24 protein-coding genes are annotated in these 25,174 nt (G+C 66.1%); 6 read left to right on the forward strand and 18 right to left on the reverse strand.

What is annotated here, in order from left to right:
- Positions 1 to 38 precede the first annotated feature (38 nt).
- Entirely contained in the window at positions 39 to 1,010 is a 972-nt protein-coding gene (locus ISP20_RS03915) for a helix-turn-helix transcriptional regulator (RefSeq protein WP_204634762.1), read from the reverse strand.
- A gap of 143 nt (positions 1,011 to 1,153) precedes the next feature.
- Here ISP20_RS03915 and ISP20_RS03920 point away from each other — a divergent pair, with 143 nt between their 5' ends.
- Together ISP20_RS03920 and ISP20_RS03925 are read left to right on the forward strand one after the other, a co-directional pair.
- On the forward strand, positions 1,154 to 2,053 hold the full coding sequence (locus ISP20_RS03920) for a hypothetical protein (RefSeq protein WP_204634763.1): 900 nt from the start codon (positions 1,154 to 1,156) through the stop codon (positions 2,051 to 2,053).
- A 112-nt stretch (positions 2,054 to 2,165) separates the two neighbouring features.
- Positions 2,166 to 2,990 (forward strand): DUF481 domain-containing protein, encoded by an 825-nt coding sequence (locus tag ISP20_RS03925; protein WP_204634764.1) that lies wholly within the window; start codon positions 2,166 to 2,168, stop codon positions 2,988 to 2,990.
- A 74-nt stretch (positions 2,991 to 3,064) separates the two neighbouring features.
- Here the strand turns inward: ISP20_RS03925 and hemC are convergent, their stop codons facing one another.
- The 4 genes from hemC to ISP20_RS03945 form a co-directional block, all read right to left on the reverse strand.
- A complete protein-coding gene (hemC, locus tag ISP20_RS03930) occupies positions 3,065 to 3,982 on the reverse strand; it encodes a hydroxymethylbilane synthase (RefSeq protein WP_204634765.1) in 918 nt (305 codons plus the stop codon).
- Positions 3,983 to 4,075: 93 nt separating this feature from the next.
- On the reverse strand, positions 4,076 to 4,780 hold the full coding sequence (locus ISP20_RS03935; RefSeq protein ID WP_204634766.1) for a LytR/AlgR family response regulator transcription factor: 705 nt from the start codon (positions 4,778 to 4,780) through the stop codon (positions 4,076 to 4,078).
- 11 nt (positions 4,781 to 4,791) lie between these two features.
- Positions 4,792 to 5,838 carry a sensor histidine kinase gene (locus tag ISP20_RS03940; protein ID WP_204634767.1) on the reverse strand — a complete coding sequence of 349 codons (1,047 nt, stop codon included), beginning with the start codon at positions 5,836 to 5,838 and terminating at the stop codon, positions 4,792 to 4,794.
- Positions 5,839 to 5,901: 63 nt separating this feature from the next.
- Positions 5,902 to 6,567 carry an alpha/beta hydrolase gene (locus ISP20_RS03945; protein WP_204634768.1) on the reverse strand — a complete coding sequence of 222 codons (666 nt, stop codon included), beginning with the start codon at positions 6,565 to 6,567 and terminating at the stop codon, positions 5,902 to 5,904.
- A gap of 239 nt (positions 6,568 to 6,806) precedes the next feature.
- On the opposite strand from ISP20_RS03945, the gene ISP20_RS03950 reads away from it, so the two are divergent.
- Positions 6,807 to 9,242, forward strand: a complete 2,436-nt coding sequence (locus tag ISP20_RS03950) for a S9 family peptidase (protein ID WP_204634769.1) — start codon at positions 6,807 to 6,809, stop codon at positions 9,240 to 9,242.
- Positions 9,243 to 9,405: 163 nt separating this feature from the next.
- Here the strand turns inward: ISP20_RS03950 and ISP20_RS03955 are convergent, their stop codons facing one another.
- The 8 genes from ISP20_RS03955 to ISP20_RS03990 all read right to left on the reverse strand — a co-directional run bounded on the left by ISP20_RS03955 (position 9,406) and on the right by ISP20_RS03990 (position 17,363).
- Positions 9,406 to 10,278 carry a ParB/RepB/Spo0J family partition protein gene (locus ISP20_RS03955; protein WP_204634770.1) on the reverse strand — a complete coding sequence of 291 codons (873 nt, stop codon included), beginning with the start codon at positions 10,276 to 10,278 and terminating at the stop codon, positions 9,406 to 9,408.
- A gap of 2 nt (positions 10,279 to 10,280) precedes the next feature.
- Complete coding sequence (locus ISP20_RS03960) at positions 10,281 to 11,144, reverse strand: ParA family protein (RefSeq protein ID WP_204634771.1); 864 nt, start codon at positions 11,142 to 11,144, stop codon at positions 10,281 to 10,283.
- Positions 11,145 to 11,196: 52 nt separating this feature from the next.
- Positions 11,197 to 11,832 (reverse strand): 16S rRNA (guanine(527)-N(7))-methyltransferase RsmG, encoded by a 636-nt coding sequence (gene rsmG / locus ISP20_RS03965; RefSeq protein WP_204634772.1) that lies wholly within the window; start codon positions 11,830 to 11,832, stop codon positions 11,197 to 11,199.
- Positions 11,833 to 12,039: 207 nt separating this feature from the next.
- The gene (locus ISP20_RS03970) at positions 12,040 to 12,498 is read right to left on the reverse strand and encodes an SPFH domain-containing protein (RefSeq protein WP_204634773.1); all 459 of its coding nucleotides are present in this window, start codon (positions 12,496 to 12,498) and stop codon (positions 12,040 to 12,042) included.
- A 325-nt stretch (positions 12,499 to 12,823) separates the two neighbouring features.
- Positions 12,824 to 13,657: a pirin family protein gene (locus ISP20_RS03975; protein ID WP_204634774.1), complete on the reverse strand. Its 834-nt coding sequence runs from the start codon at positions 13,655 to 13,657 to the stop codon at positions 12,824 to 12,826.
- A 123-nt stretch (positions 13,658 to 13,780) separates the two neighbouring features.
- A complete protein-coding gene (locus tag ISP20_RS03980) occupies positions 13,781 to 14,458 on the reverse strand; it encodes a YecA/YgfB family protein (RefSeq protein WP_204634775.1) in 678 nt (225 codons plus the stop codon).
- 23 nt (positions 14,459 to 14,481) lie between these two features.
- Positions 14,482 to 15,261, reverse strand: a complete 780-nt coding sequence (gene xth, locus ISP20_RS03985; protein WP_204634776.1) for an exodeoxyribonuclease III — start codon at positions 15,259 to 15,261, stop codon at positions 14,482 to 14,484.
- A gap of 59 nt (positions 15,262 to 15,320) precedes the next feature.
- Positions 15,321 to 17,363 carry a M3 family metallopeptidase gene (locus tag ISP20_RS03990; protein WP_204634777.1) on the reverse strand — a complete coding sequence of 681 codons (2,043 nt, stop codon included), beginning with the start codon at positions 17,361 to 17,363 and terminating at the stop codon, positions 15,321 to 15,323.
- 130 nt (positions 17,364 to 17,493) lie between these two features.
- Here ISP20_RS03990 and ISP20_RS03995 point away from each other — a divergent pair, with 130 nt between their 5' ends.
- The 3 genes from ISP20_RS03995 to ISP20_RS04005 all read left to right on the forward strand — a co-directional run bounded on the left by ISP20_RS03995 (position 17,494) and on the right by ISP20_RS04005 (position 20,193).
- On the forward strand, positions 17,494 to 19,209 hold the full coding sequence (locus tag ISP20_RS03995; RefSeq protein ID WP_204634778.1) for a patatin-like phospholipase family protein: 1,716 nt from the start codon (positions 17,494 to 17,496) through the stop codon (positions 19,207 to 19,209).
- A gap of 118 nt (positions 19,210 to 19,327) precedes the next feature.
- Positions 19,328 to 19,864, forward strand: a complete 537-nt coding sequence (locus ISP20_RS04000; RefSeq protein ID WP_204634779.1) for a gamma carbonic anhydrase family protein — start codon at positions 19,328 to 19,330, stop codon at positions 19,862 to 19,864.
- Complete coding sequence (locus tag ISP20_RS04005; protein ID WP_204634780.1) at positions 19,861 to 20,193, forward strand: low molecular weight protein tyrosine phosphatase family protein; 333 nt, start codon at positions 19,861 to 19,863, stop codon at positions 20,191 to 20,193. The genes ISP20_RS04000 and ISP20_RS04005 overlap by 4 nt, the downstream gene beginning before the upstream one ends.
- A 6-nt stretch (positions 20,194 to 20,199) precedes the next feature.
- On the opposite strand, the gene ISP20_RS04010 is transcribed toward ISP20_RS04005, so the two are convergent.
- The 5 genes from ISP20_RS04010 to aroE form a co-directional block, all read right to left on the reverse strand.
- Positions 20,200 to 20,748, reverse strand: a complete 549-nt coding sequence (locus ISP20_RS04010) for a hypothetical protein (RefSeq protein WP_204634781.1) — start codon at positions 20,746 to 20,748, stop codon at positions 20,200 to 20,202.
- Between the two features lie 133 nt (positions 20,749 to 20,881).
- Positions 20,882 to 21,172, reverse strand: a complete 291-nt coding sequence (locus tag ISP20_RS04015) for a hypothetical protein (RefSeq protein ID WP_204634782.1) — start codon at positions 21,170 to 21,172, stop codon at positions 20,882 to 20,884.
- Positions 21,173 to 21,230: 58 nt separating this feature from the next.
- Complete coding sequence (locus tag ISP20_RS04020) at positions 21,231 to 22,271, reverse strand: energy transducer TonB (protein WP_204634783.1); 1,041 nt, start codon at positions 22,269 to 22,271, stop codon at positions 21,231 to 21,233.
- Between the two features lie 152 nt (positions 22,272 to 22,423).
- Entirely contained in the window at positions 22,424 to 24,190 is a 1,767-nt protein-coding gene (locus ISP20_RS04025) for a peptide-N4-asparagine amidase (RefSeq protein WP_204634784.1), read from the reverse strand.
- Between the two features lie 138 nt (positions 24,191 to 24,328).
- Positions 24,329 to 25,159, reverse strand: coding sequence for a shikimate dehydrogenase (gene aroE / locus ISP20_RS04030; protein ID WP_204634785.1), 831 nt, complete (start codon positions 25,157 to 25,159; stop codon positions 24,329 to 24,331).
- Positions 25,160 to 25,174 lie beyond the last annotated feature (15 nt).

Consider the following 25,174-nt stretch of genomic DNA (forward strand, 5'->3'; position numbering starts at 1 on the left):
GCGCTTCCTCGCTGCTTACTCCTGTTTACTCACTTCCGTCACTGATAGCCACCCAGCGCCAACTGCAGCTGGATCTTCATTTCCTCGCGCAGCGACAAGGGCGCCACCACTTCCGCATCCGGACCGTACTTGAGCACGTCCATCAGCAGTTCCTTGGAATTGGAGTAGGGCACCTGCAACTCGTAGCGGCCATCGGACAGCCACTCGCCCTTCTGCTGCGAGTGCCAGTGCTCGTCGGCGACCCAGCGCGCGGCATGCTGCGAGAAACGCAGCGTGGCCCAGGCCTTGGGTTTGCCGGCGAAGATGCCGTAGCTGGAGGCGAGCGCGTCGTTGAGTTCCTGCTCGGCCACGTCGCGCGCGGGTTCTTCCAGCGATTGCGGCTCGGCGATGCGATCCACGGCGAAACTGCGCAGCGCTTCGCGATCGTGGTCCCATACGTCGAGGTACCAGTTGTCGCGATAGTGGGTGAGGCGTTGCGGCGACACGCGGCGGTGGCTGTCGGCATTGGTGGTGCGCGCGCGATAACGGAAGCGCAGCTGCTTGCGTTCCAGCACCGAGCCGGCCACCACGCGAAACACTTGCTGGTCGAGCTTGCGTTCGCCCCAGGCGATCACGCGGATGCGTTCGATCGGCAGCGTCTTGCCGGTGCCCTGGTCGGACAGCAGGTGTTCGATGCGCGCCTTGAACGGTGCGAGCGCACCGGCAAGCACGCCCGGTCCGCTGCGGCCGATCAGTTCGTTGAGGGCAAGCAACGCCGCCAGTTCGTCGGAGGTGAGCCACAGGCCCGGCAACTCGAAGCGTTCGCCTTCGCCCACCGCATAGCGGAACGCGGCATGTTCGCCGCCCGCGCTTTCGATCGGCGCGCCCAGCGCATCGCGCAGAAACGCCACGTCGCGATACAGCGTCGCACGCGAGCACTCCAGCTCGTCCATCAGACGAGGCAGAGGGACCGGATAGTGCGCCGACTTCAGCAATCGGTGCAGGGTGAGGATGCGCTCGTAACGGTCCATGAAATGTTTTTCGACGGCTGCGTCTGCGTAGCATGCGCACCGTTTGCGATAGCCGCAAGTCCACCAGATGGTCGGATTCAGCAAGACCACGCCAAGGTCACGCGCACGTGATCCCTCCTTCACGCATAAAAGACGCCAAAATCATGAAGCCACGCCGCAGGGCCCCACCGCACGCCGATGACGAACAAGCCAGCAGCCCGCGCGCGCGACCGCGGCCGCTGGCGGCCGCGCTGCTGCATGTGAGCGGTTACGACGGCTTCGGTTTGTGGATGACGCTCGGACTCGCCCTGGCCGTGGGCGTCTATCCCGCCGGACGCGGCGATGTGTTGGTGCCGATCAGCCTGGGCGCCGCGCTGGTGGCGATAGGGCTGCTCGCCGCCTGCCTGCACTCGCGCTGGACACCGCACTGGCATGGCTGGGTCATCGGCAAGGGTTCGCGACCCACGCGGGCGGCGCTGGTGGCGCTCGCGTGCATTTTGCCGGTGCTGGCGGTCGCCGGCCTGGCGCGCGGCGACAACGCCTTCTGGGCAACACGCTTGTCGGGCGCCGCCATGTCGCTGTGTGGGTTATGCAGCCTGATCGTTACCTCCTATGCCGATGCCCGGCGTCAGGCCCCGGACATGGACTCCCGCCTGGCGACCCAGTTGCCGTTGAGCCGCGTGGTTTCGGCCACCTATGGCGGCGGGCTCTGGCTATGGCTTTGCAGCGCGGGCCAGGACATCGACGACGCTGCGCTGCATCCGCGCGCCTGGATCATCGGACTGTTGGCGCTGGCGCTGCTGCGCGGCCTGGTGGAAAGCCTGCGCTGGCAGGCCGCGTTGCAGCGGGTCGGCAGGCCGCGCGGTCGGCTGGAATTGCAACCCGGGCGTTATCTGGCGGCACTGCTGGTCTATGCGTTGCCGTGCCTGGCCTTGCTGCTGATGAACTTCAGCGACGGCTGGCTGGCCCTGGCCGCTTTGGCAGCAGTGAGCTGCACGGTGGGTATGGCGACCGAGCTTAGTTTGTATGATGAAGCCCTGGCAGCGTTGCCAGGCGGCCCGTGACAGGCCCGCCGCGCGTCAGCGCTGAACCAACCCCTCCCCGGTTCACAGGCAGTTCAATCCGCCCCATTAAGGTGGCGGCCTCCATCTTTTAACGAAAAAGGAACAATCAGACATGAAAAGCACCCTGATGACAGGCGCCCTGCTCGCAGCGCTGGCCAGTTTTGGCGCTCAGGCCGACGACGCGTCATCCAATCCGGCCAACAACGGCGGATGGACGGGTTCGGGCGAATTCGGTTTCGCGTCTTCCTATGGCAATTCCCGTTCGGAAAACATCAACGCCAAGCTCGGCGTCAGCCAGGAGAACGACCTGTGGAAGAACAACTTCTTCCTCAATGGCCTGCGTTCCAAGGGCGAGGTCGAGGTGCAGGACCAGCAAGGCAACACCATCGATCGCCTCACCACCACGGCGAATCGCTATGACAGTGGCGCTTCGGTGGGCTACAAGCTCGACCCGCGCAGCTACATCGTGACGGCGGCCCGCTACGAGCACGACGATTTCGGCGCCAACCTGTGGCAGGGCATCGTGTCGGTGGGCTACGGCTACATCGCGCTGAAGACCGAGCGCACCGAGCTGTCGTTCGAAGCCGGCCCCGGTTACAAGCGTTACCGCCCCGCCGATGTCGACCAGGCGGTGGTCCAGCCCGACGGCACCACCGAGACGGTGCGCGTCCGCCAGAACACCATCGGCGAAGCGGTCGGCCGCGGTCTGGTCAACTACAAGTACCGCCTTACCGACAACACCGCGTTCGAAGACACCCTGCTGATCGAAGCGGGCTCGGACAACAAGTACTACCAGAACGATATCGGCCTGTCGGTCAGCATGACCAAGAAGGTGGCGCTCAAGCTCGGCTACCAGCTGCGCTACAACAGCGACGTACAGCCCGGTACGCAGAGCACCGATTCGCTGGTCACGACCAACCTGCTGTACAACTTCTAAGCGTTCGCGCGCTTCGCCAAAAACCGCCCTGGTGCGACCGTCGACGACGGCTCCGCCGGGCGGTTTTTTCTTTCTCAGTGACCGAGCAGCGCGCCGGCTCCCTGCTCGAACAGCGCGGCGGCCACCTGCTTGCCGAGTGCCTCGGCCTGGTCGCCCTCGGCTTGCGCCTGGGCATGCAGCAAGCGGCCGCTGCTCGCGTCGCCCACCATGCCGCGCAAATGCAGGCCACGCTCGGTGACCGTGCACCAGGCGCCCACCGGCACCGTGCAGCTGCCGCCCAGCGCATGGTTCATGGCGCGCTCGGCGGTGACGGCGAGCCGGGTCTGGGCGTCGTCCAGCGCGCTGAGCAGTGCGAGCACCTCCGGCCGATCCGAGCGTGCCTCGATGGCGATGGCCGCCTGTCCCGGTGCCGGCAGCCAATCCGGGGCGGCAAGGCGGCCGCGGATGCGCGAGGCGAGACCGAGCCGCTCGAGGCCGGCGCAGGCCAGCAGGATCGCGTCGTAGTGGCCCGCATCGAGCTTGGACAGTCGCGTGCCGACATTGCCGCGCAGATCCAGCAGGCTCAGATCGGGGCGTGCGGCACGCAGTTGCGCCTGCCGGCGCAGCGACGAGGTGCCCACGCGTGCGCCCAGCGGCAACGCGGCGAGGTTGGCGTAGTCGTTGCTGACGAAGGCGTCGGCGGCATCGGCCCGGGGCAAAATCGCCGGCAGGGTGAAGCCGGGCTCCAGTTCCGACGGCACGTCTTTCAACGAGTGCACGGCCAGGTCGGCGCGGCCCTCCAGCATCGCCACTTCGAGTTCTTTCAGGAACAGGCCCTTGCCGCCAATGGTGGCGAGCGGCTTGTCCAGGATCTCGTCGCCGCGCGTGGACATCGGCACCAGGTCCACGAACAGGCCCGGATGGACCGCGCGCAACTCCGCCACGACGTGTTCGGCCTGCCAAAGGGCGAGCGCGCTCTTGCGGGTGGCGATGCGCAGCGTGGTTGGCGTCATGGTGGTCTCGTTGGGGGCGCAGCGCGAAGCTTCGTCGGGGGCCTCATTGTCGCGTAATTAGGGTCGCGGCTGCATGCACGGCGGCCCCACGCCTCAGCCCATGCGCAGCAGCTTGCGTAGCGCCGGCAGGTTGCGGCGGCTCACTTCGGGCATCAGTTCCGTGCCGCCGAGCCGCGCGAGCACGCGCCCATCCGTGAGTGTCTTAAGGCCGATCAAGCGTTGTGCCGGCACCAGGCAGTTGCGATGCAGGCGGATCAGCGTGTCGGGATAGGCGTCTTCCAGCTGGCGCAGCGATTCCTCCAGCAGCAGCTGGCCGCCGCGGTGCTGCACCACCACGTACTTCTCTTCGGCCAGCAGGCAGATCACGTCGGCCAGCGCGACGCGCACCTGTTCCCCGCGCAAGCGTCCGTGCAGGTAACCGGCCGATTCGCGCGGCGCGTTCTGCAGGCGCAGGCGCGCGCGCTGCAAGGCTTCGTTGAGCCGCTCCAGGCGCACCGGTTTCAACAGGTAATCCACCGCACCCAGCTCGAACGCATGCAGCGCGTGGCTTTCGTAGGCGGTGCAGAACACCACCAGCGGACGTTTGCTGCCGGCCAGCCGCTGCGCCAGCGCGGTGCCGCTGATGCCCGGCATGTTGATGTCCAGCAACAGCACGTCCGGCTGCAGTTCGCCCAGCGCGGCCAGCGCCGCTTCGCCGTCGGCGACGCTGCCGGCGACTTCCACGTCCTTGCATTCGCCGAGCAGCGCGGCAAGCCGCGCACGGGCCAGGGGTTCGTCGTCAACGATGAGTACGCGCATGGACATTCGATTTATGTTGCAGGCAACTGGAGACGCACCACGAAGCGATCGCCTTCGGGTCCGGCGACGACGCGTGCGCGCGGACCGTAGCGATAGGCCACACGCCGACGCACATTGTCCAGGCCGTGGCCATGGCCGCCGAGCGCGGGCTCGCCAGCCAGCGGGTTGTCGATTTCGATCAGAATGTCGCCGCGCTCGCGCCGTCCGCGCAGGATCACTTCGCCGCCTTCGCGCAACGGCTGGATGCCGTGGCGCACCGCATTCTCCACCAGCGGCTGCAGCAGCAGGCGCGGCAGCGGGAAGGCGTCGGGCAGGTCGTCCAGCTCGCGCCGCACGCGCAGGCGTTCGCCCAGGCGCAACTGCTCGATGTCGAGGTAGCGATCGACCAGGCCCAGTTCTTCGCCGAGCGTGCCGTCGCGCGTGCTGTGCTCGCCCAGTGCGGCGCGAAAGAGTTCGGAGAGGTCTTCCACCGTTCGTTCGGCCGCGGCCGGATCCACGCGCACCAGCGCGGCCACCGTGTTCATGCTGTTGAACAGGAAGTGCGGACGGATGCGCGCCTGCAGCGCCGATACCTGCGCCTGCGTCACCGCCTCCAGCCGCGTCTGCCACTGCGCCAGCAGGTAGAAATAACGCAGCATCGCGGCGCCCAGCAGGGCGGCGATCAAGGTGTTGTTGAGCACGAAGTCGTCGGTGCTGTCACTCAGCAGGGCCATCTGCATGGCGGCATCCATCCAGTGCACCAGGGCGCTGCCGACCGCCACGATCAGCACCATCGCCAGCCACACGCCGGCATAGCCCGCGCGGCCCGGCAGGCGCATCAAGAGCGGGCGCAATTTGCATAGCGCCACACCGATCACCACGGCCAGCCAGTCGGCGAACAGCATGCCCACGCTGAAACCGCGCCAGCCGTGGCTGTTGTTGGGCGCCAGCCACATCACGGTGACCGTGATCGAGGCCATGATCAGCAGGGCGTAGATCACCGGCCCGCTGCAGAAGTCAGGCAGCGGGCGAAGCTCCGCGCGACCAGGCGTCGGTGTATCGGTGGTGGATTCCCTCATGCGCCGAAGTATGCCGCATGCGTGCGCGCGCTACTTTGCGCGCCGTCCCGGCACGTGCAGCGATCAGGCGCCCAGCCGCACGGTCATCCACTGGCGCAGGTCGGCCACTTCCTCGGCACAGACCGAGTGCGGCATCGGATAGGTGTGCCAGCTGACCGGATAACCCAGCGACTGCAGCAGGTCGCGCGAATTGACGCCACGGGTAAGCGGAACGATCGGGTCGGCGGTGCCGTGGCCCCAGAACACCGGCGTGTGCCCGTTGGCGGGGTTGCGCTCGGCGGCGAAGACGTCCTGCAGCGGCAGGTAGGTGGACAGCGCGATGATGCCCGCCAGCTCCGCGCCGTGGCGCAGCCCCGCCGACAGCGCAATGGCGCCACCCTGCGAAAAGCCGGCCAGCAGGATGCGCGAGCTCGGCACGCCGCGTTCGTTCTCGCGGGCGATCAGCGCTTCCACGCTGGCAATGGACGCGCGCATGCCGGTTTCGTCCTGGCGGGAAATCAGGTCGACGCCCACGATGTCGTACCAGGCGCGCATGGGCATGCCCCCGTTGACCGTCACCGGCCGCACCGGCGCGTGCGGAAAGACGAAGCGCAGCGCCGGCCACGAAGGCGAGACCAGCTCCGGCACGATGGGCGCGAAGTCGTTGCCGTCGGCGCCCAGCCCGTGCAGCCAGATCACGCTGTGGCCCGGATTCGGGGCGGTTTCGATCTCAACGGAGGGAAGGAGCATAGGGATTCGCCGTGCTGGGTCTTTCAGGGGAAATAGCATGCCTTGAAGACACGCAGGGGAACCTCACGGAACGCATGGCCCGCAGGTTGGCCGACAAGGTGCCGGGCGGTAGCCCTTCATGGACTCGGGGGGGAACCGCCAAGATTACCTGCCTAGGCGATCAGTTTGAACGGGACCAACGGCGCTTGTGCGGTTTGGAGGCTTGGCTATGCTGCGACGTTTTGACTGTGGAGCCATCCATGCGCCGAATGCTGTTCGCCGGCCTTGCCGCCCTTGCCACGCTGCCCGCGGCGGCCTTGTCGCCCCCCGCGTCCGGAGGCCAGCTGGATCTGGAAACCATCATGGCCAATCCCGACTGGATCGGCGCCGCGGTGGAACAGCCTTACTGGAGCGTGGACGGCCGTAGCCTGTACTACTCGCTCAAGCGCGACGGCAGCAAGGTGCGCGACCTGTATCGGGTCGACGCCGCCAGCGGCCAGAGCAGCAAGCTCGACCCCGCCGCCATGGCGCAGGCCGAAGGCCCGGCCGTTTACGACCGCGCGCACCGCCATGCCGCCTATGTGATGCACGGCGACATCTTCATGGTCGACCTCTCCACGGGTCGCCATGTGCAGGTCACCCGTTCGACCGAGGCGGAATCCGCGCCGCGCTTTTCCAGCGATGGCCGCAGCCTGCAGTATCGCCAGGGCCATAACTGGTTCGTCTACGACCTCGCCGGCGGCGTGAGTGCGCCGGCCGCCGTGCTGCGCTTCGTCGACGATCCGCAGGTGAAGAAGCCCGACCAGCTCAAGGACATGCAGCTGGAGCTGTTCCGCTCGCTGCGTGAGAACAAGTCCGACAAGGACGCCTCGCGCGACAACGACGACGCGCTGATCGCCGCCGATCCCAGCCGCGCGCCCAAGCCGATCTACCTGGGCGAAGGCGGCGAGCCGGCCGACACCGAACTGTCGCCCGACGGCCGCTGGATGGTCGTGGTGACCAAGCCCAAGGGAGCGAAGGAAGGCAAGCGTCCCGAAGTCACCCACTACGTGACCGATTCGGGCTACGCCGAGCAGCAGGAAACGCGTGTCTACGTGGGCCGCAACGATCCCGCGCCGCAGTCGCTGGTACTGGTGGATCTGAAGACCGCCAAGTTCTATCCGCTGAAGACCGACACGCTGCCGGGCATCAAGGACGACCCGCTCAAGGACATCCGCGCCAAGACCGTCGCCGCGCTGGAAAAAGACGGCAAGGCCGATGAAGCCAAGGCGCTGAAGGCACCCGAAGTTCGCCCGGTGCGCATCGTCTCCGGCGCCGAAGACGGCGGTGGCGGCGGCATCGTGTGGAGCGACGACGGCCAGAACGTGGCCATCCAGCTGCGCGCGATCGACAACAAGGACCGCTGGATCGCCAACGTCGATTTCGACAAGCACGCCCTGGTCACCCAGCACCGCCTCACCGACAACGCCTGGATCAACTGGAACTTCAACGATTTCGGCTGGCTCAAGGACGGTCGCACGCTGTGGTATCTCAGCGAAGAAACCGGCTACTCGCAGCTCTACACCAAGACGCTGGGCGGCAAGGCGAAGGCGCTCACCAGCGGCAAGTTCGAAGTGAGCCATCCGGCGCTGAGCGAAGACGGCCAGTGGTTCTACGTGCGCACCAACCAGGTGGCGCCGTACAGCTACGACGTCTATCGCGTGCCCAGCACCGGCGGCGAACTTGCCCGCCTCACGCAAGTACAGGGCATGGACGATTTCGCGCTGTCGCCCGACGGCCGCCAGCTCGCCGTGCTGCATTCGTCGCCGTACACGCTGGCGCAGCTGGCGGTGCAGGGCGTCGACGGTGGCGCGACGCGCGAACTCACCAACACCATGAAGCCGGCGTTCACTGCGCACGCATGGATCCAGCCGAAGATCATCAGCGTGCCGTCGTCGCATGGCGCCGGTGCGATCTGGGCGAAGTACTACGGTCCGGCCGATGAGGCTGCCGGCGCTTCGCGTCCGGCGGTGATCTTCGTGCATGGCGCGGGCTACCTGCAGAACGTCACGCTGTCGTATTCCAACTACTTCCGCGAGCAGATGTTCCACAACCTGCTGGTGCAGCAGGGTTACGTGGTGCTCGACATGGACTACCGCGCTTCCGACGGCTACGGCCGCGCCTGGCGCACGGCGATCTATCGCCAGATGGGCCATCCGGAACTGGAAGACCTGCTCGACGGCAAGGCCTGGCTGGTGAAGAACCACGGCGTCGATCCCAAGCGCATCGGCATGTACGGCGGCAGCTACGGCGGCTTCATGACGCTGATGTCGCTGCTGCGCGCACCGGGCGAATTCGCTGCCGGTTCCGCACTGCGCCCGGTCACCGACTGGACCAGCTACAACCACGAGTACACCTCCAACATCCTCAACGATCCCCAGCTCGATCCGGAGTCGTACCAGGTCAGCTCGCCGATCAACTTCGCCGACAAGCTGCAGGATCCGCTGTTGATGGAGCACGGCCTGATCGACGACAACGTGCTGACCAGCGACACCATTCGCCTGTACCAGCGCTTCATCGAGCTGCACAAGAACAATTTCTGGATGTCGCTGTATCCGATGGAGCGCCACGGCTTCGTGCATCCGGACTCGTGGTACGACGAGTACCGTCGCATCGACGAGTTGTTCAATACGTATGTGAAGCCGGTGAAGCAGTAAGGCTTCTCGATCTCACGAAAAAGCCGCCCGATGGGGCGGCTTTTTTTTGCGCGGCAATCGCACATTTACTGTGGGAGCGCCGTTGGGCGCGACGCGCGCGCCTGAGTGCATCGCTCCGTCAGGTTGTCGCGCCCAAGGGCGCTCCCACAGAAAGGCCTTTCGCTCAGCGAATCTTGCCCAGGATCCCGTCCAGCTCGTCATTGCTGTGATAGTGGATCACCAGCTTGCCCTTGCCGCCTCGACCCTGCGCCAGCTCGACCCGGGTGGCAAAGCGCTCGCCCAGTTCGCGTTCGAGCGCATCGACGTTCGGATCGCGCGACGGCGTGTGCTTGGCCTTGCCCTTGGGTGCGGTCTGCGCACGACGGGCGGCTTCTTCCAGTTCGCGCACGCTCCAGCCATGGCGGGAAGCTTCCAGCGCGAGGCCTTCGGCCATGCTTTCGGGCAGCGTGATCAGGCAGCGGGCGTGGCCCATTTCCAGCTTGCTTTCATCGAGCAGGCGCTTGATGGAAGCCGGCAGTTCGGTAAGGCGCAGCAGGTTGGAGACGGCGGCGCGCGAGCGCCCGACCGCGTCCGCCGCTTGCTGGTGGGTGAGCGAGAAATCGTCGATCAGGCGCTTGAGCGCATCGGCTTCTTCCAGCGGCGTGAGGTCCTGGCGCTGGATGTTCTCGATCAGCGCCATCGCCGGCACGGCCACTTCCGGCACGTCCTTCACCAACGCCGGCAGTTCCGACAGCTGCGCGCGCTGCGCGGCACGCCAGCGGCGTTCGCCGGCGATCAGTTCGTACTGGTTCTTGCCGATGGCGCGAACCACCACCGGCTGGATCAGTCCCTGCGCGCGGATGGAGGCCGCCAGTTCGTCCAGCGCCTCGTCGTTCCAATGGCGGCGCGGCTGGTACTTGCCCGGCTGGATCTGCTGGATCGGCAGCGTACGCAGCTCGCCTTCCTGTTCGAGCACCGAGGGCTTGCCGGGTTCGTCGTTGCCACCCAGCAGCACATCGAGCCCACGACCCAGGCCCCGTTTTTTCGCAGCGGACATGCTTACTCCTGATGGATGTCGACGATATCGTCGAGCGTCTCGTCGGTGTCGTGCAGCGTCGGCGTGATCACCTCGTTGGCCAGATCCTGCGCCGCGGACTGCTGATTGCGATCGCGGCGGATCATCTCGCCGGCCAGCCCGATATAGGCGATGGCACCGCGCGAACTGCGGTCGTACAGATGGATCGGTTGGCCGTGGCTCGGCGCTTCGGCCAGGCGCACGTTGCGCGGGATGATCGAGCGCAGCACCTTGTCGCCGAAATGCGTGGTCAACTGCGCCGACACCTCGTTGCCGAGGTTGTTGCGCACGTCGTACATGGTGCGCAGCAGGCCTTCGATTTCCAGCGCGGGATTGAGGCGCTGGCGTACGGCCTTGACCGTGTCGAGCAGGCTGGAGAGACCTTCCAGCGCGAAGTATTCGCACTGCACCGGAATCAACAAACCGGTGGCCGCGGTCAGCGCATTGAGCGTCAGCAGGTGCAGCGACGGCGGGCAATCGATCAGCACGATGTCGTAGCGGTCGGCGATCTTGCTCAGCGCATCCTTGAGGCGGCTTTCGCGCGCGATCGCATCCATCAACTTCAGTTCGGCGGCGGTGAGGTCGCCATTGCCGGGCAGCAGGTCGTAATGCGCCTCGGTCTTGACGATGGCCTGCTCGATCGGCGCCTCGTCCAGCAGCACCTCGCAGCCGTTCGGCTTGGCCACGCGCTTGTCCACGCCCGACGCCATGGTCGCGTTGCCCTGCGGGTCGAGATCGACCAGCAGCACCTTGCGCTTGGCGGCAGCCAGCGCGGCGGCGAGGTTGACGGCGGTGGTGGTCTTGCCGACACCACCTTTCTGGTTGGCGACAGCGATGATGCGGGCCATGGTGTCGTCGATACCGTGAACGAGTGAAAAGGGGGCTAGATTAGCAGCCTGCTTAACTTGCTGTACGGCCCAGCACCACCAGGTGCCGCTCGCCGCCCACGTCGGGCACATCGAGCGTATGGATCGCTCTTACCTCGAAGCCAGCGGGCACGCCGGGCAATTCCTCGTCCGGGTGCCTGCCCTTCATGGCGAGCCAGATGCCGTCCTTGGTCAAAAGGTGACCACCCCAGGCCAGCATGTCTTCCAGGCTGGCGAAGGCGCGGGCGGTGATGCAATCGAACTGGCCTTCCACCTCTTCCACGCGCGACTGCACGGCACGCACGTTCTCAAGCTTGAGCGAGCGAATGGCCTCGCGCAGGAAGCGGACCTTCTTGCCGTTGGAGTCCACCAGCAGCACCTGCAGCTCCGGCCGCGCCAGCGCCAGCGGAATACCGGGCAGGCCGGGACCGGTGCCCAGGTCGGCCAGCGACTGGCCCTGCACATACGGCAGGATCGCCAGCGAATCGACCAGATGGCGGCTGACCATCTCCAGCGGATCGCGGATCGCGGTGAGGTTGTAGGTGGCGTTCCAGCGCGTCAGCAGCGCCTGATAGTCGAGCAGACGCTCCACCGCGCCCGCCGGCAACTGCACGCCAAGCACGGCGATGCCGTGTTCCAACCGGGTTTGCAGGTCTTGGCGGGAGCTCATGGAGGGGCCTTGCTGAAACGGGACACGCAAGTATCCGGGTGTGCAACGCGAGATGCCAGTTTGAGGCACCCCTCCTGTGGGAGCACCCACAGACAAACTCACTCGCGAGGCAAAAGAAAAAGCCCGCCGAAGCGGGCTTCAAGGATCTCCCCTGTGGCGGGTGCTCTGAGGTCACCTTCGCCAGGGCCTGTCCGGCAGCACACCGGATCAGGCGAATTCCAGCTCCACCCGCGTCACCATCATGCCGCGCTCGCGCAGGGCGCCATTCATGCTCTGCTTGAGGCGCGACCCCAGGTCGCGACGATCGGCCTCGAAGGCTTCCGGCTCGTCGCGCAGGGCGGCGAGGGCGCCGCCACGGATCAGCTGGTCGGCCTGGTCGATCACCGCATCGGCACGTTCCGGCTCGAGCACCTGCCAGTAGACCGTGCCGCGCACGTCGTGGGCATTGGGCAGCGGCTCCTCGAAGCGCAGCACCTGGCCGCCGAGGTTGATGCGGTGCTCCACCCGGTCGATCAACGGCAGCGCCATATGGGTGCCCGACTGCAGTAGGCGATACGGCTTGCCCCGGCGATAGAGGCTATGCACCTGGTCGGCCGGCACGCGCTTGATCGCGGTGACGAACATCGCGATCAGGGCCAGGACAACGAGAGTAATCAGGGCATTCATGGCAATAGATACAACAGGTTATATGTGATTTCTTCACAAGGACTGTAAGTACATAGTACAGCCGCTTGCACCGACTTAGATTAATCCTTATTTAACGACATTCTGCCATCCGCTTACAACCCGACTTTTGGGCTAACTTGCTGATTTTGAGAACTTGCTGGCAGGCACGAAGGTCATGCATCGATCTTGCCAAGCAGGCCCTCGCCGCCGAATTTCCCCTTACGAGTTGTTAACGGCGATCCTTTGGGTGACTTGAGGCTGGGCATAAAAAAGCCACCTCGGCGGACCGAGGTGGCTTGCTAGGTAAGCAGTGGAACCGCTGCGCTTAGAACTTGCCGGCGCGGAAGTCCGCAATCGCCTGATGAATTTCCTCAGGCGTGTTCATCACGAACGGCCCGTAACGCGTCACCGCCTCATTGAGCGGCTGACCGGCCACCAGCAGCACGCGTGCCGCCGTGTCGCGACCGGCGATGCGCAGGTCGCCGCTGCGCGAGAGCACCGCCATCTCGCTGCGGGCGAGCGGTTCGCCAGCCACCTCGGCATCCTTGCCCTCGAACACATAGGCAAAGCCTGCATGGCCTTCGGGCAACGGGATGGTGATCGATGCGCCCGGTTGCACGGAGATATCGAGATAGATCGGCTGCGTGACGATCTCCGCCACCGGTCCGGTGACACCGCCAAACTCACCGGCGATCACCTTCACTTCGACGCCTTCGGCCGGACGCGCGACCGGAATGCGTTCCGGGCCGATGTCCTGGTAGCGCGGCGCGATCATCTTGTCCTTCGCGGGCAGGTTCACCCACAGCTGGAAGCCCCACATCAGGCCGTCTTCCTGTTCGGGCATTTCCGAATGCAGGATGCCGCGGCCCGCGGTCATCCATTGCACGCTGCCCGGCACCAGGTCGCCGCTGTTGCCGTGGTTGTCGTGGTGCTTCATGTGGCCGGCGAGCATGTAGGTCACGGTTTCGAAACCGCGATGCGGATGCTCGGGGAAGCCCGCGATGTAATCGCCGGCCTGGTCGGAACGGAATTCGTCCAACAACAGGAACGGATCGAGCATGTCCAGGCCCGGCTGCCCGATGACGCGCTTGAGCTTCACACCCGCACCATCGGAGGTGTCGACGCCGCGAATGCGGCGGAGAATGCTGCGCTCAGTCATGGTTGTCTCCAGAAAAGTGGACTGACACCATCATGATCCCGCGCAGGCGCTTCCCCAAGCCGGGTAAACCGAAACGGATTGTTCGCGCGGAACGACACCGCCGCGTGGCGATGTTTCACCGCTTCAGTGCACCCAATGTCCGCTGCGCTGGCGCGGCGGTGCCGACGACGGCTCCTTTTCCTCGGCAGGACGCACGGCGGCTTCGATTTCCGCCTCGCTCACCGGATGCTCGTTCCAGTAGTGGTTCACCGCGCCCAGCACGGTGGGCACCTGCGTCAGGCACTCGTCGTACTCGTCGTCGCTGAGCTTTTCGAATTCCGCGTCGGCGTTGAGGATGCCTTCGTCCACTGCCAGCGCCATCACCGGCCCCAGCATTTCCATCAGCTGCGGATCGTCGGCGAGACGCTTCTCCCACAGGCCCGCGCGCAGGTCGATGCCGCGGCTGAAGCCTTCGCACCAGCCGGCCGCGGAAAGCACCGGGCCGGTTTCCGTATCCACTTCGCCGAGGATCGGCTCGTAGGCTTCGACCTCGAGTTCGGCGGTGATCGAATCGTTGAGCTTGGCCAGCAGCGCCAGCACGCGATTGCCTTCGTCCTCATCGGTGAAGGGCTCGTGCAACACCTCGGGCAGCCATTCTTCCGGCAAGACCTGCACCGGGCCCACCGCGAGCGCGGAGAGCAGGCCGTGCACGCCGTCGAGCAGCAGGTCGCCCTCGCCGACGTGGCCGCGCAGATAGGTATCCAGTTCGTCGAGTTCTTCGTCGCCTAGCGAACTGGGCCACTCGGTCTTGGGTGTATTCATCGGTCGCCTGTTTGCGGTGTTGCTTAGATATCCAGATCAACCGTTACCGGCGTGTGATCGGAAGGGCGTTCCCAGGTTCGCGGCGTGCGGTCGATGGAGGCCGTTTTTGCCGCGGATTTGAGGGCGTCGCCGATCAGGATCAGGTCGATGCGCAGGCCCATGTTGCGCCGGAAGGCGGCCTGACGGTAGTCCCACCAGCTGAAGTGTTCACCCGCCGGTTCGAACAGGCGGAAGCTGTCATGCAGGCCCAGATCGGTGATGCGCTTGAGCGCCTCGCGCTCGGGCGGCGAACACAGGATGTCCTCGCCCCAGGCCACCGGGTCGTACACGTCGCGATCGTCCGGCGCGATGTTGAAATCGCCCAGCACCACCAGGTTCGGATGGCGTTCGATTTCGCGCGCCAGGAACTCGCGCATCTTGGCCAGCCAGTCGAGCTTGTACGCGTATTTCTCGTCGCCCACGGCCTTGCCGTTGACCACGTACAGATCCACTACGCGCACGCCGCCAATGGTGGCCGCGAGAATGCGCCGCTGCGGGTCGTCCAGGTTCGGGATGTCGGTGAGGACATCCTCAAATTCGCCTTTGAGATCGGCTCGTGCCAGCAAGGCCACGCCGTTGTAGGTCTTCTGGCCGGAGAACACGGCGCGATAACCGGCGGCCGCCAGTTCATCCACCGGGAACTTGTGGTCCTCCAGCTTGGTTTCCTGCAACGCCACCACGTCCGGTTGTGCGTCGGCCAGCCACTGCGTGAGGTGCGGAATACGCACCTTCAGCGAGTTCACGTTCCATGAGGCGATTTTCATGAGGGCATTGTAAGCGATGACCGGCGAGACGCCGCCGCCCTCGCGGACGGCGGCAGGGTTCAGGCCAGGCCGTGGCTCTTCAGCAAGGCCTCGGGCTCCGGTGCGCGGCCGCGGAAGGCGATGAAACTTTCGATGGCGGGGCGGCTGGCGCCCACCGCGAGAATTTCCCGGCGAAAGCGGTCGCCGGTCGCCCGATCGATCACGCCGTGCTGCTCGAATTCGCCGAAGGCATCGGCGCTGAGCAACTCGGCCCACAGGTAGCTGTAATAGCCGGCCGCGTAACCACCCGCAAAGATGTGCGAGAACGCATGCGGGAAACGCTGCCATGCGGGCGGATGCAGCACGGCCACTTCATGGCGCACTTCCTCCAGCACTGCCATGGTGCGGGCGCCCTGGCTGGGGTCGTACTCCAGGTGCAGGCGGAAATCGAACATGGCGAATTCGAGCTGGCGCACCAGGAACAGGCCGGCGTGGAAATGACGGGCCGCCAGCATGCGCTGGAACAGTTCGTCCGGCAGGCGTTCGCCGGTTTCGTAGTGGCGGGCGAACAGGTCGAGCGCCTCGCGATTCCAACCGAAGTTCTCCATGAACTGGCTGGGCAGTTCCACCGCATCCCACTCCACACCGTCGATGCCGCCGATCGAAGGCAGCGCGATCTCGGTCAGCAGATGGTGCAGGCCATGGCCGAATTCGTGGAACAGGGTGAGCACGTCGTCGTGCGTGAGCAGCGCGGCGCGGCCTTCAGTGGGCGGCGCGAAATTGCAGGTGAGGAAGGCCACCGGCAGTTGTTCATTGTCGCCGTCGCGGAAGCGCGCTCGGCACACGTCCATCCATGCACCGCCTCGCTTGCCGGTACGCGCATACAGATCGACGTAGGCACCCGCGAATACGCGGCCATCGGCATCGCGCACGTCGTAATAGCGCACGTCCGGATGCCACACATCGACGTCGTTGCGCACGCTCAGCGTGATGCCGTACAGGCGCTGGGTGAGGCCGAACAGGCCATCGATCACCGACGGCAGCGGGAAATACGGCTTGAGCTGTTCTTCGTCCAGGTCGTATTGCTGCTGGCGCAGTTTTTCCGAGGCGTAGCCGACGTCCCAGGATTCGAGATTGTCGAGCTTCAGTTCGGTGGTGGCGAATTCGCGCAGGCGGTTGAGTTCGTTGCGCGCCACCGGCCGCGCGCGCTGGGCGAGGTCGTGCAGGAATTCCATCACCTCGGTGGGCGAGCCGGCCATCTTGGTGGCCAGCGATTCCTCGGCCGCGTTGGCGAAGCCGAGCAGGCGCGCCGCTTCATGACGCAAGGCCATGATGCGCTCGATGCGCTGGCTGTTGTCGTGCTTGCCCGCCTGCGGACCCTGGTCGGAAGCGCGCGTCTGATACGCCCAGTAGACGCGTTCGCGCAGGCCGCGATTGTCGGCATAGGTGAGCACGGCCTGCACGCTGGGTTGCTTGAGCGTGACGAGGTAGCCGTCGAGGTCCTGTTCCTTGGCGTACTGGCGCAGCACCGCCCGGCCGGATTCGGGAATGCCGGCCAGGTCGCGCTCGTCGGTGATGTGTTCGTGCCACGCGTCGGTGGCGTCGAGCACGGCGTTGGAAAATTCGGTGGAGAGGCGGCTAAGTTCCACGCCGATCTCGCGATAGCGCGAACGCGCGGGCTCTTCCAGCGCCACGCCGGACAGGCGGAAATCGCGCAGCGCATGTTCCACCAGCGCGCGCTGTGGGCGCGACAGGCTGGCGAAGTCCGGTGCATCGGCCAGGGCCTGCACGGCCTGGTAGAGCGCGCGGTTCTGGCCCACCTCGATCGCGTGATCGGTGAGTTTTTCCTCTGCCGGGCCGTAGACCTCGCGCAACGCTTCGCTGTCCGCCACCGAATGCAGGTGGCCCACCGGCGCCCAGGCGCGGGCGAGGCGCTGCTCCAGGCGTTCCTGGGTGAGCATCACGCTGTCGAAATCGTGCGGCGCGTTAGGGCCGGTCAAGGCCTCGATGCCGGTGCGATAGTCCGCCAGCAGGCGATCGATGGCCGGGGTGACGTGCTCGGGGCGGATCTGCGAAAACGCCGGCAGGGTATCGTCGGCCAGCAGCGGATTGGTGGTTTCCATGGTGTCTCCTGAACGCCCGGCCTGCCGATGGCTGGCCCGCGGGCTGCCCTCAGCGTGGCGACCCCGCAGGGTGAAATCAAGCGGCCCCACGTCACGATTTGTCACACGCCTGCCCGTACCATCCCGCGCCATGTCCAAGCCCGATTTTTCCGCCCTGCTGCGTCGAAGCGATGTGTTCGGCCACCTGGGCGACGAGGCGCTGGCCGCGCTGGTCCCCGAACTCCAGTGGTTTTCGCTGCCGGGCGGGCGGACGCTGTTCAAGCAGGGCGATCCGGCGGACGCGCTCTACTTCGTCGTGAGCGGCAGCCTGGGCGTATTTGCCGGGCCTACTGAACGGGTGCGCCTGGTGGCGGCGGGCGACAGCATCGGCGAGATCGGGTTGATCAGCGGGGAAGGCCGGCATTACACCGCACGCGCATTGCGCGACAGCGAATTGCTGCGGCTGGACCTGGCCAGCTACGAAGCGCTGATCCAGCGCCATCCCCAGGCCATGATGGGAGTGGCGCGCGTCGCCATTGCCCGCCTGCAGGAACGTATGCGCGGCGACGAAAGTCCGGGCATCGCGCGCACCTTCGCACTGTTGCCGGCGAGCGCGGACGTCCCTGCCCGCTCGCTGGCCATGCAACTGGCGATGGAGCTGGAGCGCTGGGGCAGTTGCGCCGTGATCGACGCCGAACATGGCGCCGGCCGCGGCAGCGACTGGTTCGCCGAGCGCGAGGCGCAAGCGCGCTTCGTGATCTATCTGGACAGCATCGGCGACGACCTGTGGCGCCAGCGGTGCCTGCGCCAGGCCGATGTGCTGCTGCTGCCGACACTCGCCGCCCAGCCTGCCCGCGCATGGCCCGAAGCCACGCCGATGCATCCCGCGCGCGCGGGGCATCGACCGCGCCACCTGATCCTGCTGCATCCGGGCCGCCAGCCGGCGCTCGGTGCGGCGCAACGCTGGCGCGCCGAATTCAGCGGCGAGCTGCAGCATCATCACGTGGGCGGTCACGCGGATATTGCGCGACTGGCCCGCGTCATCAGCGGCAACGCGCGCGGCCTGGTGCTGGCCGGCGGCGGCGCACGCGGCGTGGCGCATCTGGGGGCACTGCGTGCATTGCATGAGGCCGGGCACCGCTTCGATGCCGTGGGCGGCACCAGCATCGGCGCAATCATCGGCGCCAGCGTCGCCGCCGGATGGGAACTCGACGTCACCATCGACACCCTGCGCCGCGCCTTCGTGCAGGGGCGTCCGCTATCGGACTGGACGTTGCCGATCGTCGCGCTCACCCGCGGGCGCCGCGCCGCCCTGATGCTGCGCCGCGCGTTCGGCGCGCTCGACATCGAAGACCTGGTGCTGCCGTTCTTCTGCGTGTCCACCTGTTTGTCGGGCGACGGCATGATGGTGCACCGCGAAGGGCCGCTGTGGCTGTGGCTGCGCGCCTCCAGCGCCATTCCCGGCGTGCTGCCGCCAGTGCTGCACCACGGCCGAGTGTTTGTCGATGGCGCGCTGGTCGACAACCTGCCCACCGACGTGATGGCCGACGACGGCCTCGCCCATATCACCGCGATCGACATCCGCGCCGAGATTTCGCTGCTCACCACTGCCGAAGAATTCGCCACGCCGCCATGGTGGCAGCTGCTACTCGGGCGACAGGACATCCAGCGGCCGGGACTGGTTTCCACGCTGGTGCGCGCCGCCATGGTCAATAGCGAAGGCCCCAGCGAGCACCGCCGCGAACGCGCCGACCTGCTGTTGACGCCGCCGCTGGAACACATCGGCATGCTCGACTGGAAGGACTGGGAGAGGGCGATGGAGGCGGGTTATCGATATACCGCGGAAGTGCTGGAAAAGCAGTCGTAACCCCCGTGGGAGCGCACTTGTGCGCGACGACATTGCCTCAGGGCACGGCTCCGCCCAGTCACACACAAGTGCGCTCCCACAAAAAGCGGTGCCCACCGTGGCGGAGTAATATGTCGCCATGGATCCTCTACGCAAATACAAAGGCATCTGGCCCACGCTGCACCAGCGCGTGTATGTCGATCCCGCCGCCACCGTGATCGGTGCGGTGGAGTTGTTCGACGATGTGTCCGTCTGGCCCGGCGCGGTGCTGCGCGGCGACGTGAACTTCATCCGCATCGGCGCGCGCACCAATGTGCAGGACGGTGCGGTGGTCCATGTGACTCACGATGGCCCGTATTCGCCGGGCGGCATGCCCACGATCATCGGCGAAGGCGTCACCGTCGGTCATGGCGCGGTGATCCATGCCTGCACCATCGAGGACTACTGCCTGATCGGCATGCACGCCACCATCCTGGACGGCGCCGTGGTGAGAAAGCATGGCTTCGTCGGCGCCGGTAGCGTGATTCCGCCGGGCAAGGTGGTGGGCGAGGGTGAGCTGTGGCTGGGCAATCCGGCCAAGAGAGTTCGCGTGCTGAGCGACCAGCAGATCGAACAGCTGCATTACTCGGCCGATCATTACGTGCGCATGAAAGACGATTACCTCGCAACGCAATGACCACACCGCGGCGCGTGCTGTTCCTGTGCAGCCGGCATCGGCTGCGCAGTCCCACCGCGGCTGCGGTGTTCGCCACTTGGCCGCATCTTGAAGTCGATTCGGCGGGACTGGCCGACGACGCGGAAACGCCGCTGTCGTCCGATCAACTCGAATGGGCGCAACTCATCGTGGTGATGGAATCGTCGCACCGGCGCCGGCTGCAGGCACGTCACGCCTCCCGCCTGCGCGGCAAGCGCGTAGTGTGTCTGGACATTCCCGACCGTTACGACTTCATGCAGCCCGAACTGGTTGCGTTGCTGCTCGAGAAGGCGGGGCCGCTGTTGCGCTGAAGCGCTTTACAGCATCGAACCGTTGCCTGCCGACTGCTGCTGCGCCTGCATGGCGGCAGCGCGCGCTTCGTCCTGGCGGATCTGGAGCTGGCGCTGCGCGTCCAGCTTGCCGCCGAGCAGGGAAAGAATGTAGTTGGTGCTGTCGAATTCGCGCAGCAGCGACAGTTCGCGCTGGGCTTCGTCGAGATTGTCGTCGTTGATCGCCCGTTCCACGTCTGCCGAAGCGACGGGGAAGGACTCGTGCAACTCTTCGAGCGCCACCTTGTTCTGCGGATCGAGCTGCAACACGCTGAGGTAGAACTCATAGGCGTTGCTGCCGGCCGGCGCGACCAGGCGCTTTTCGGAGACGGCCGTCTTGGCCAGGTCGAGCAGGATGCCGACGCCGCTATCTTCGCCGCCGGACGTCGAGGGGTTGCCGGAAGCGGCCGTCGTAGAGCCGGAGGCGGAGCCGCCCTTCGACCAGAAGTAGACGCCGCAGCCAACGGCAACGAGCGCGATCAGGGACACGGTGACGAGCACGCGCTGGCGTGGCGCGAGGGAAGCGAGACGAGACATGGCACCGTTGCATCGATGTGACCCGCGCACAGGCGCGCCTGCCTTCAGGCGTCCCGGCGGAACTGTGTCACATTATCGATCCATCATGTCAGCGATGTGACTTGCCCCACTCACCCGCGTATGGACGTCCGGCTCAGCTGAAATGGCCGCCGGTGATGCGTCCATCCTTGTCCAGCTCAGGATAGTAACGGCTGTTGTTGGAACGAAGTTCCATCGTGGTGATGGTGCCCGGCATCACCAGCTGCACATCCGGATAGCTGGTGCGGAATTGCTCGGGTGTGGGATGCGTGGCAATGAACGCGTCGAACGCCTTCATGTCGGTGACGAAGCCATGCACGGGCACGGGCACGACCGGCGCGGTGGCCTGGCAACCGCCCAACACGATGGCGGCGGCGAGAACGGCAGGTGCGATGAAGCGCTGCATGATCTGACTCCGTGGTGGGCCGCGATCGATTATGCGCTTGCGCGCCCTCATTCCGGCCTTACAGGCGGAACTCGATGCGTTGGCGCAGCTGCAGCGCCACCGGCTTGCCATCCTGTGTGCCCGGTGTGAACTGCCAGCGCGACACTGCGCTGATGGCCGCTCGATCGAAGACGTACTTGGGATCGGCATCGGCCACGGTGGCGCCGATCACCGAGCCATCGGGCTCCACGGTGAACGTCACGTCCACCCAACCCTGTCGCCGGGTGCGCTTGGCATCCGGCGGATAAGCCGGCTCCACGCGATGCGTAAGCACCGGTGTGGTTGCGCCATTGGCATCGGCCACCGCGGCGGCAGGTGCCGGTGTTCGAGCGCGCATGGTTGCCTTTGGCGCCGCCTCGACCTGGGTCGATTCGACATGCAGCTGGGCGATGGCCAACTCGGATGGCGTCATCGTATTGGCCGGCTTGGCCGGAGCGGTCGGCACGGATGGTGGTGCCGCGGGCGGCGGAACCGGTGCGGTGACGACCGCCGGCGTCACCGGGGTGGAGGGCGGCGCCTTGGCGGTCGACGAGGGCGGCGGCTCGTGGCGATTCGCTTGCTGTTCCTGCTGTGCAGCCGCCGTGCGCTGCGCCTGCAGCTTGGCCTGCAGCAGGGTGAGCGTGTAGTTCTGCGGATCGGCGCGGGTCAGCAGGTCGATCTGCCGCTGCGCTTCGGCATCGTCGCCGCTGTCGATGGTCTGCTCCGCTGCGTGCGCCGCGAACGGAAAGATTTCGCGCAACGCATCCTGTGCCACACGGTTGCCGGGTTCGCGCTTGAGCACGGCAAGATAGAGTTCGAAGGCGTTATTGCCTGCGGGTGCCAGCAGGCGCTGCGCTGCCATCGCATCGCGCGCATGTTGCAGCAGCTCATCAGTGCCGATGCCGGCACGCATCACCGGGCCGGCGGCGGCAACGACGGCTTGCGCGGGTTGCTCCACCTCCTGCCCATGCTCGATCTGCCAGAAGATCAAACCGCCCGCCACCGCAATGAGCACGATGAGGATCAGCAGGCTGTAACGGACGACACCTTGGGCACGACGACGCGACGAAGCGGGGGACATGGGCCACACATGGACGATGGATGCCGGCGCGCCGGCAGGGCGCGCAAGCTTAGACGTGTCATGTTGCGGTGATGTTGCCCCGCGTCGGCAGACGTGACGCAGTTCACACGTCCGACCCGTCGGTCATGACGTGTGAACCACGCGATCGATCGTCAGCGCCCCGGCAGCAGGCTGCTGTCCGGCGAACCATCGGGGTGGGCGAACCACGACACGCGGTTGCTTCCATCCGGGCAGCCCTTGCCCGCGTTGTAACTCGCTACCGCACCCGCCTGCGTGGTGAGCGAGGCGCGATAGCAGCCGCCCAGCGTGTCGTGGAAGGCAAATGCCTGCGCGCTCTGCTGCCCGCTGTGGCTGCTCAGGTTGCCGCTGGCATCGAACACCAGGGTGTCCTGCGAATCGACCGTGTTGTCGACGTCGGCTCCATAGAGGGTGAGGCCGAGCAGGCGCAGCTCGTCGTGCTGCCGATAGCCCTGGTGCACGGTGGAGGCCGCATTGGTACTGCCATCGCTTGCCAGTTGCTGGTTGTAGTCGAGCGAGAACGGATAGTTGAAGTGTTGGTGACGCTCGACCGTGAGGAAATTGCCCAGGCGGCTCTGGCTGGTGCTGTCCGACCAGGTGCGCTGCCCGGTCTGCTGGCGATAGGTGCTGCTGTTGATGGTGAAGGTCTGCGTGTCGTCGAAGCCCGTCTCCTGCGTCACCGTGCTGGTGACGCGACCGTGCGACGTGTTCGCATAGCCTTCGATCACGAAGCGGCGATCGAGCTTAGTGGTGATGTCGCCGGCGAGGTCGCCGTTGCTCGCCGTGGCAAGCGTGCTGCCGATGATTGGTGTGGCGGCCTGGCCGACCAGCGTGTTGCGCGTGATCTTGCCGGTCACCTGCTTCGCATGCGCGTCGCGATACACCAGCAAGGCTGCGGTGGCGGCGAAGTTGTTGTTGGCACCGGCCACCTGCACGGCCACTTCATGCGGAGCGCCATCGCTCAACTGACCGGCGAACGGCGTGAGGTCCACGCGGTAGGGCAGGAAGTTCAAGGTCTGCACGCCAGGCGTGGGGCGCCACAGGTACGGATCGATGCCGCCGGTATAGACCCACGGATACACCGGCGCCACGCCAGCCGGTTGGCCGTCGATGCTGATCTCCGCCTCGCGGAAATTGCCGCCGCCGCATTCGTTGACTTGCGCCGCATACGCGTCGGGCACGCAGGTGTACCAGAACTCATCGCCGCCCTGGCTCTGCGTGAACACGTCCAGGTAGGCGCGCTCCACGTTGGTCGGCAAGGTCAGTGTGCGCGCCAGCTTGTCGGTCGGTGTATTGAGCGTGGCCGTGCTGCCTACCGGATCGCTGCCCAACGCATACACCGCATCGGGCACGTCCGCCGCGCGCGCACGCGCCGATGCGGGATAGAACAGCAGGCGGGCGGTGCCGTGGATCACGCCGGTGTAGGTGTCGTTCACCAGGTTGCCGATGATCGCCTGGCCCTGTCCCGCATTGCGCAGCAGGGCGGCGTAATCGGTGAGGTCGCGCTCGACGTGCCAGGCGGGCGATACCGTGGCCGACGGTTCCTGCGTGGTGCCGAAGTAGAGGTTCACGCCGCCCAGCCACAGCGTGGCCGTGCGGTCGTACTGGCGTCCCGCAGTGACGGAGAAATCCGCTTCCAGCACCACTTTCGACCAGGCGCCCGTGCATGAGCCAGGCGGCGCATAGCTGTAGGGGCGAGCGTTGAAATCGTCGAAGGCGACGTTGGTGAACAGCGTCACCACGCAGGGCTGGCCAGGTGGCCGGGGCACGGTGGGATCGGCGGTAGCCACGTTGTTCGAACCCACCACCGGATCGGCAGCGGCTTGCGCAGCGAAACCAAGCGCCAGCGTCGCCGCCAGCGCTGTTGCCGCTCCAAAGCGGACGAAACTCTCAGGCACCATGACGTTCTCCCCGTGATGTGCCCCCTGTGCCGGGCACGCTAACACGGTGATACGTGCGTCAGACGTCGATGCGTCCTCACTCTGCGCCAGCAGATTCTTGCGATGCGTCGGCGGATGCCGGGCAGCGCGCGATATCGCTCAGCCGTACTGCTGGTGCAGTTCGGCGTAGACCGGATCGGTGTCCGGCCGCTTGTCATGCCACAGCTCAAAAGTATCGGCAGCCGTTTCGATCAGCATGCCCAAGCCGTCGAACGCATAGCGCGCACCAGCAGTGCGGGCCCAGGCAAGAAAGCCGGTGGCGGCGGCACCGTAGGAGAGGTCGTAGCAGAGCGCGCGGTTGCCCACGACGGCGAACGGCAGATCCAGCGACTTGCCCAGTACGCCTGCGGACGTGGCGTTGACGATCAGATCGAACGCGCCCAGATCGGCCAGGTCTTCCCAGTAGCGGGTATGCGCGCGCGCCGGGTCGCCGATGGCGTCGGCGAGGGCGTCTGCCGTTTCCGGCGTGCGGTTGACGATGGTCAGCGTATGCACGCCGGCATCGAGCAGCGACCACGCCACGCCGCGCGCCGCGCCACCCGCACCCAGCAGCAGCGCGGTGTGGCCACGCAGGTCCACGCTATGGCGTTCGGTGATGTCGCGCACCAGGCCGGCACCGTCGGTGTTGTGCGCGGCAATGCGGCCGCCAGGCAGTGGTGTCAGCACGTTGGCGGTGCCGGCGCGCACGGCTGCTTCGCTGCGAACATCGGCCATCTCGAAAGCCGCCGTCTTGTGCGGCAAGGTGACGTTGGCGCCGGCGCCGCCCTGGGCGAAGAACTCGCGCACCGCCGAGGCGAATGCAGCCGGCGCGGCATCGATGGTCTGGTAACTCAACTCGAGCCCGAACTGGCGCGCAAACGCCTGGTGGATCCGCGGCGACAGCGAATGGCTGATGGGGTGACCGAATACCGCGAACTGTCCTGCACTCATGCGCGCTCCTGATGA

The organism is Dyella kyungheensis, assembly GCF_016905005.1.
GTDB classification, from domain to species: Bacteria; Pseudomonadota; Gammaproteobacteria; order Xanthomonadales; family Rhodanobacteraceae; genus Dyella; species Dyella kyungheensis.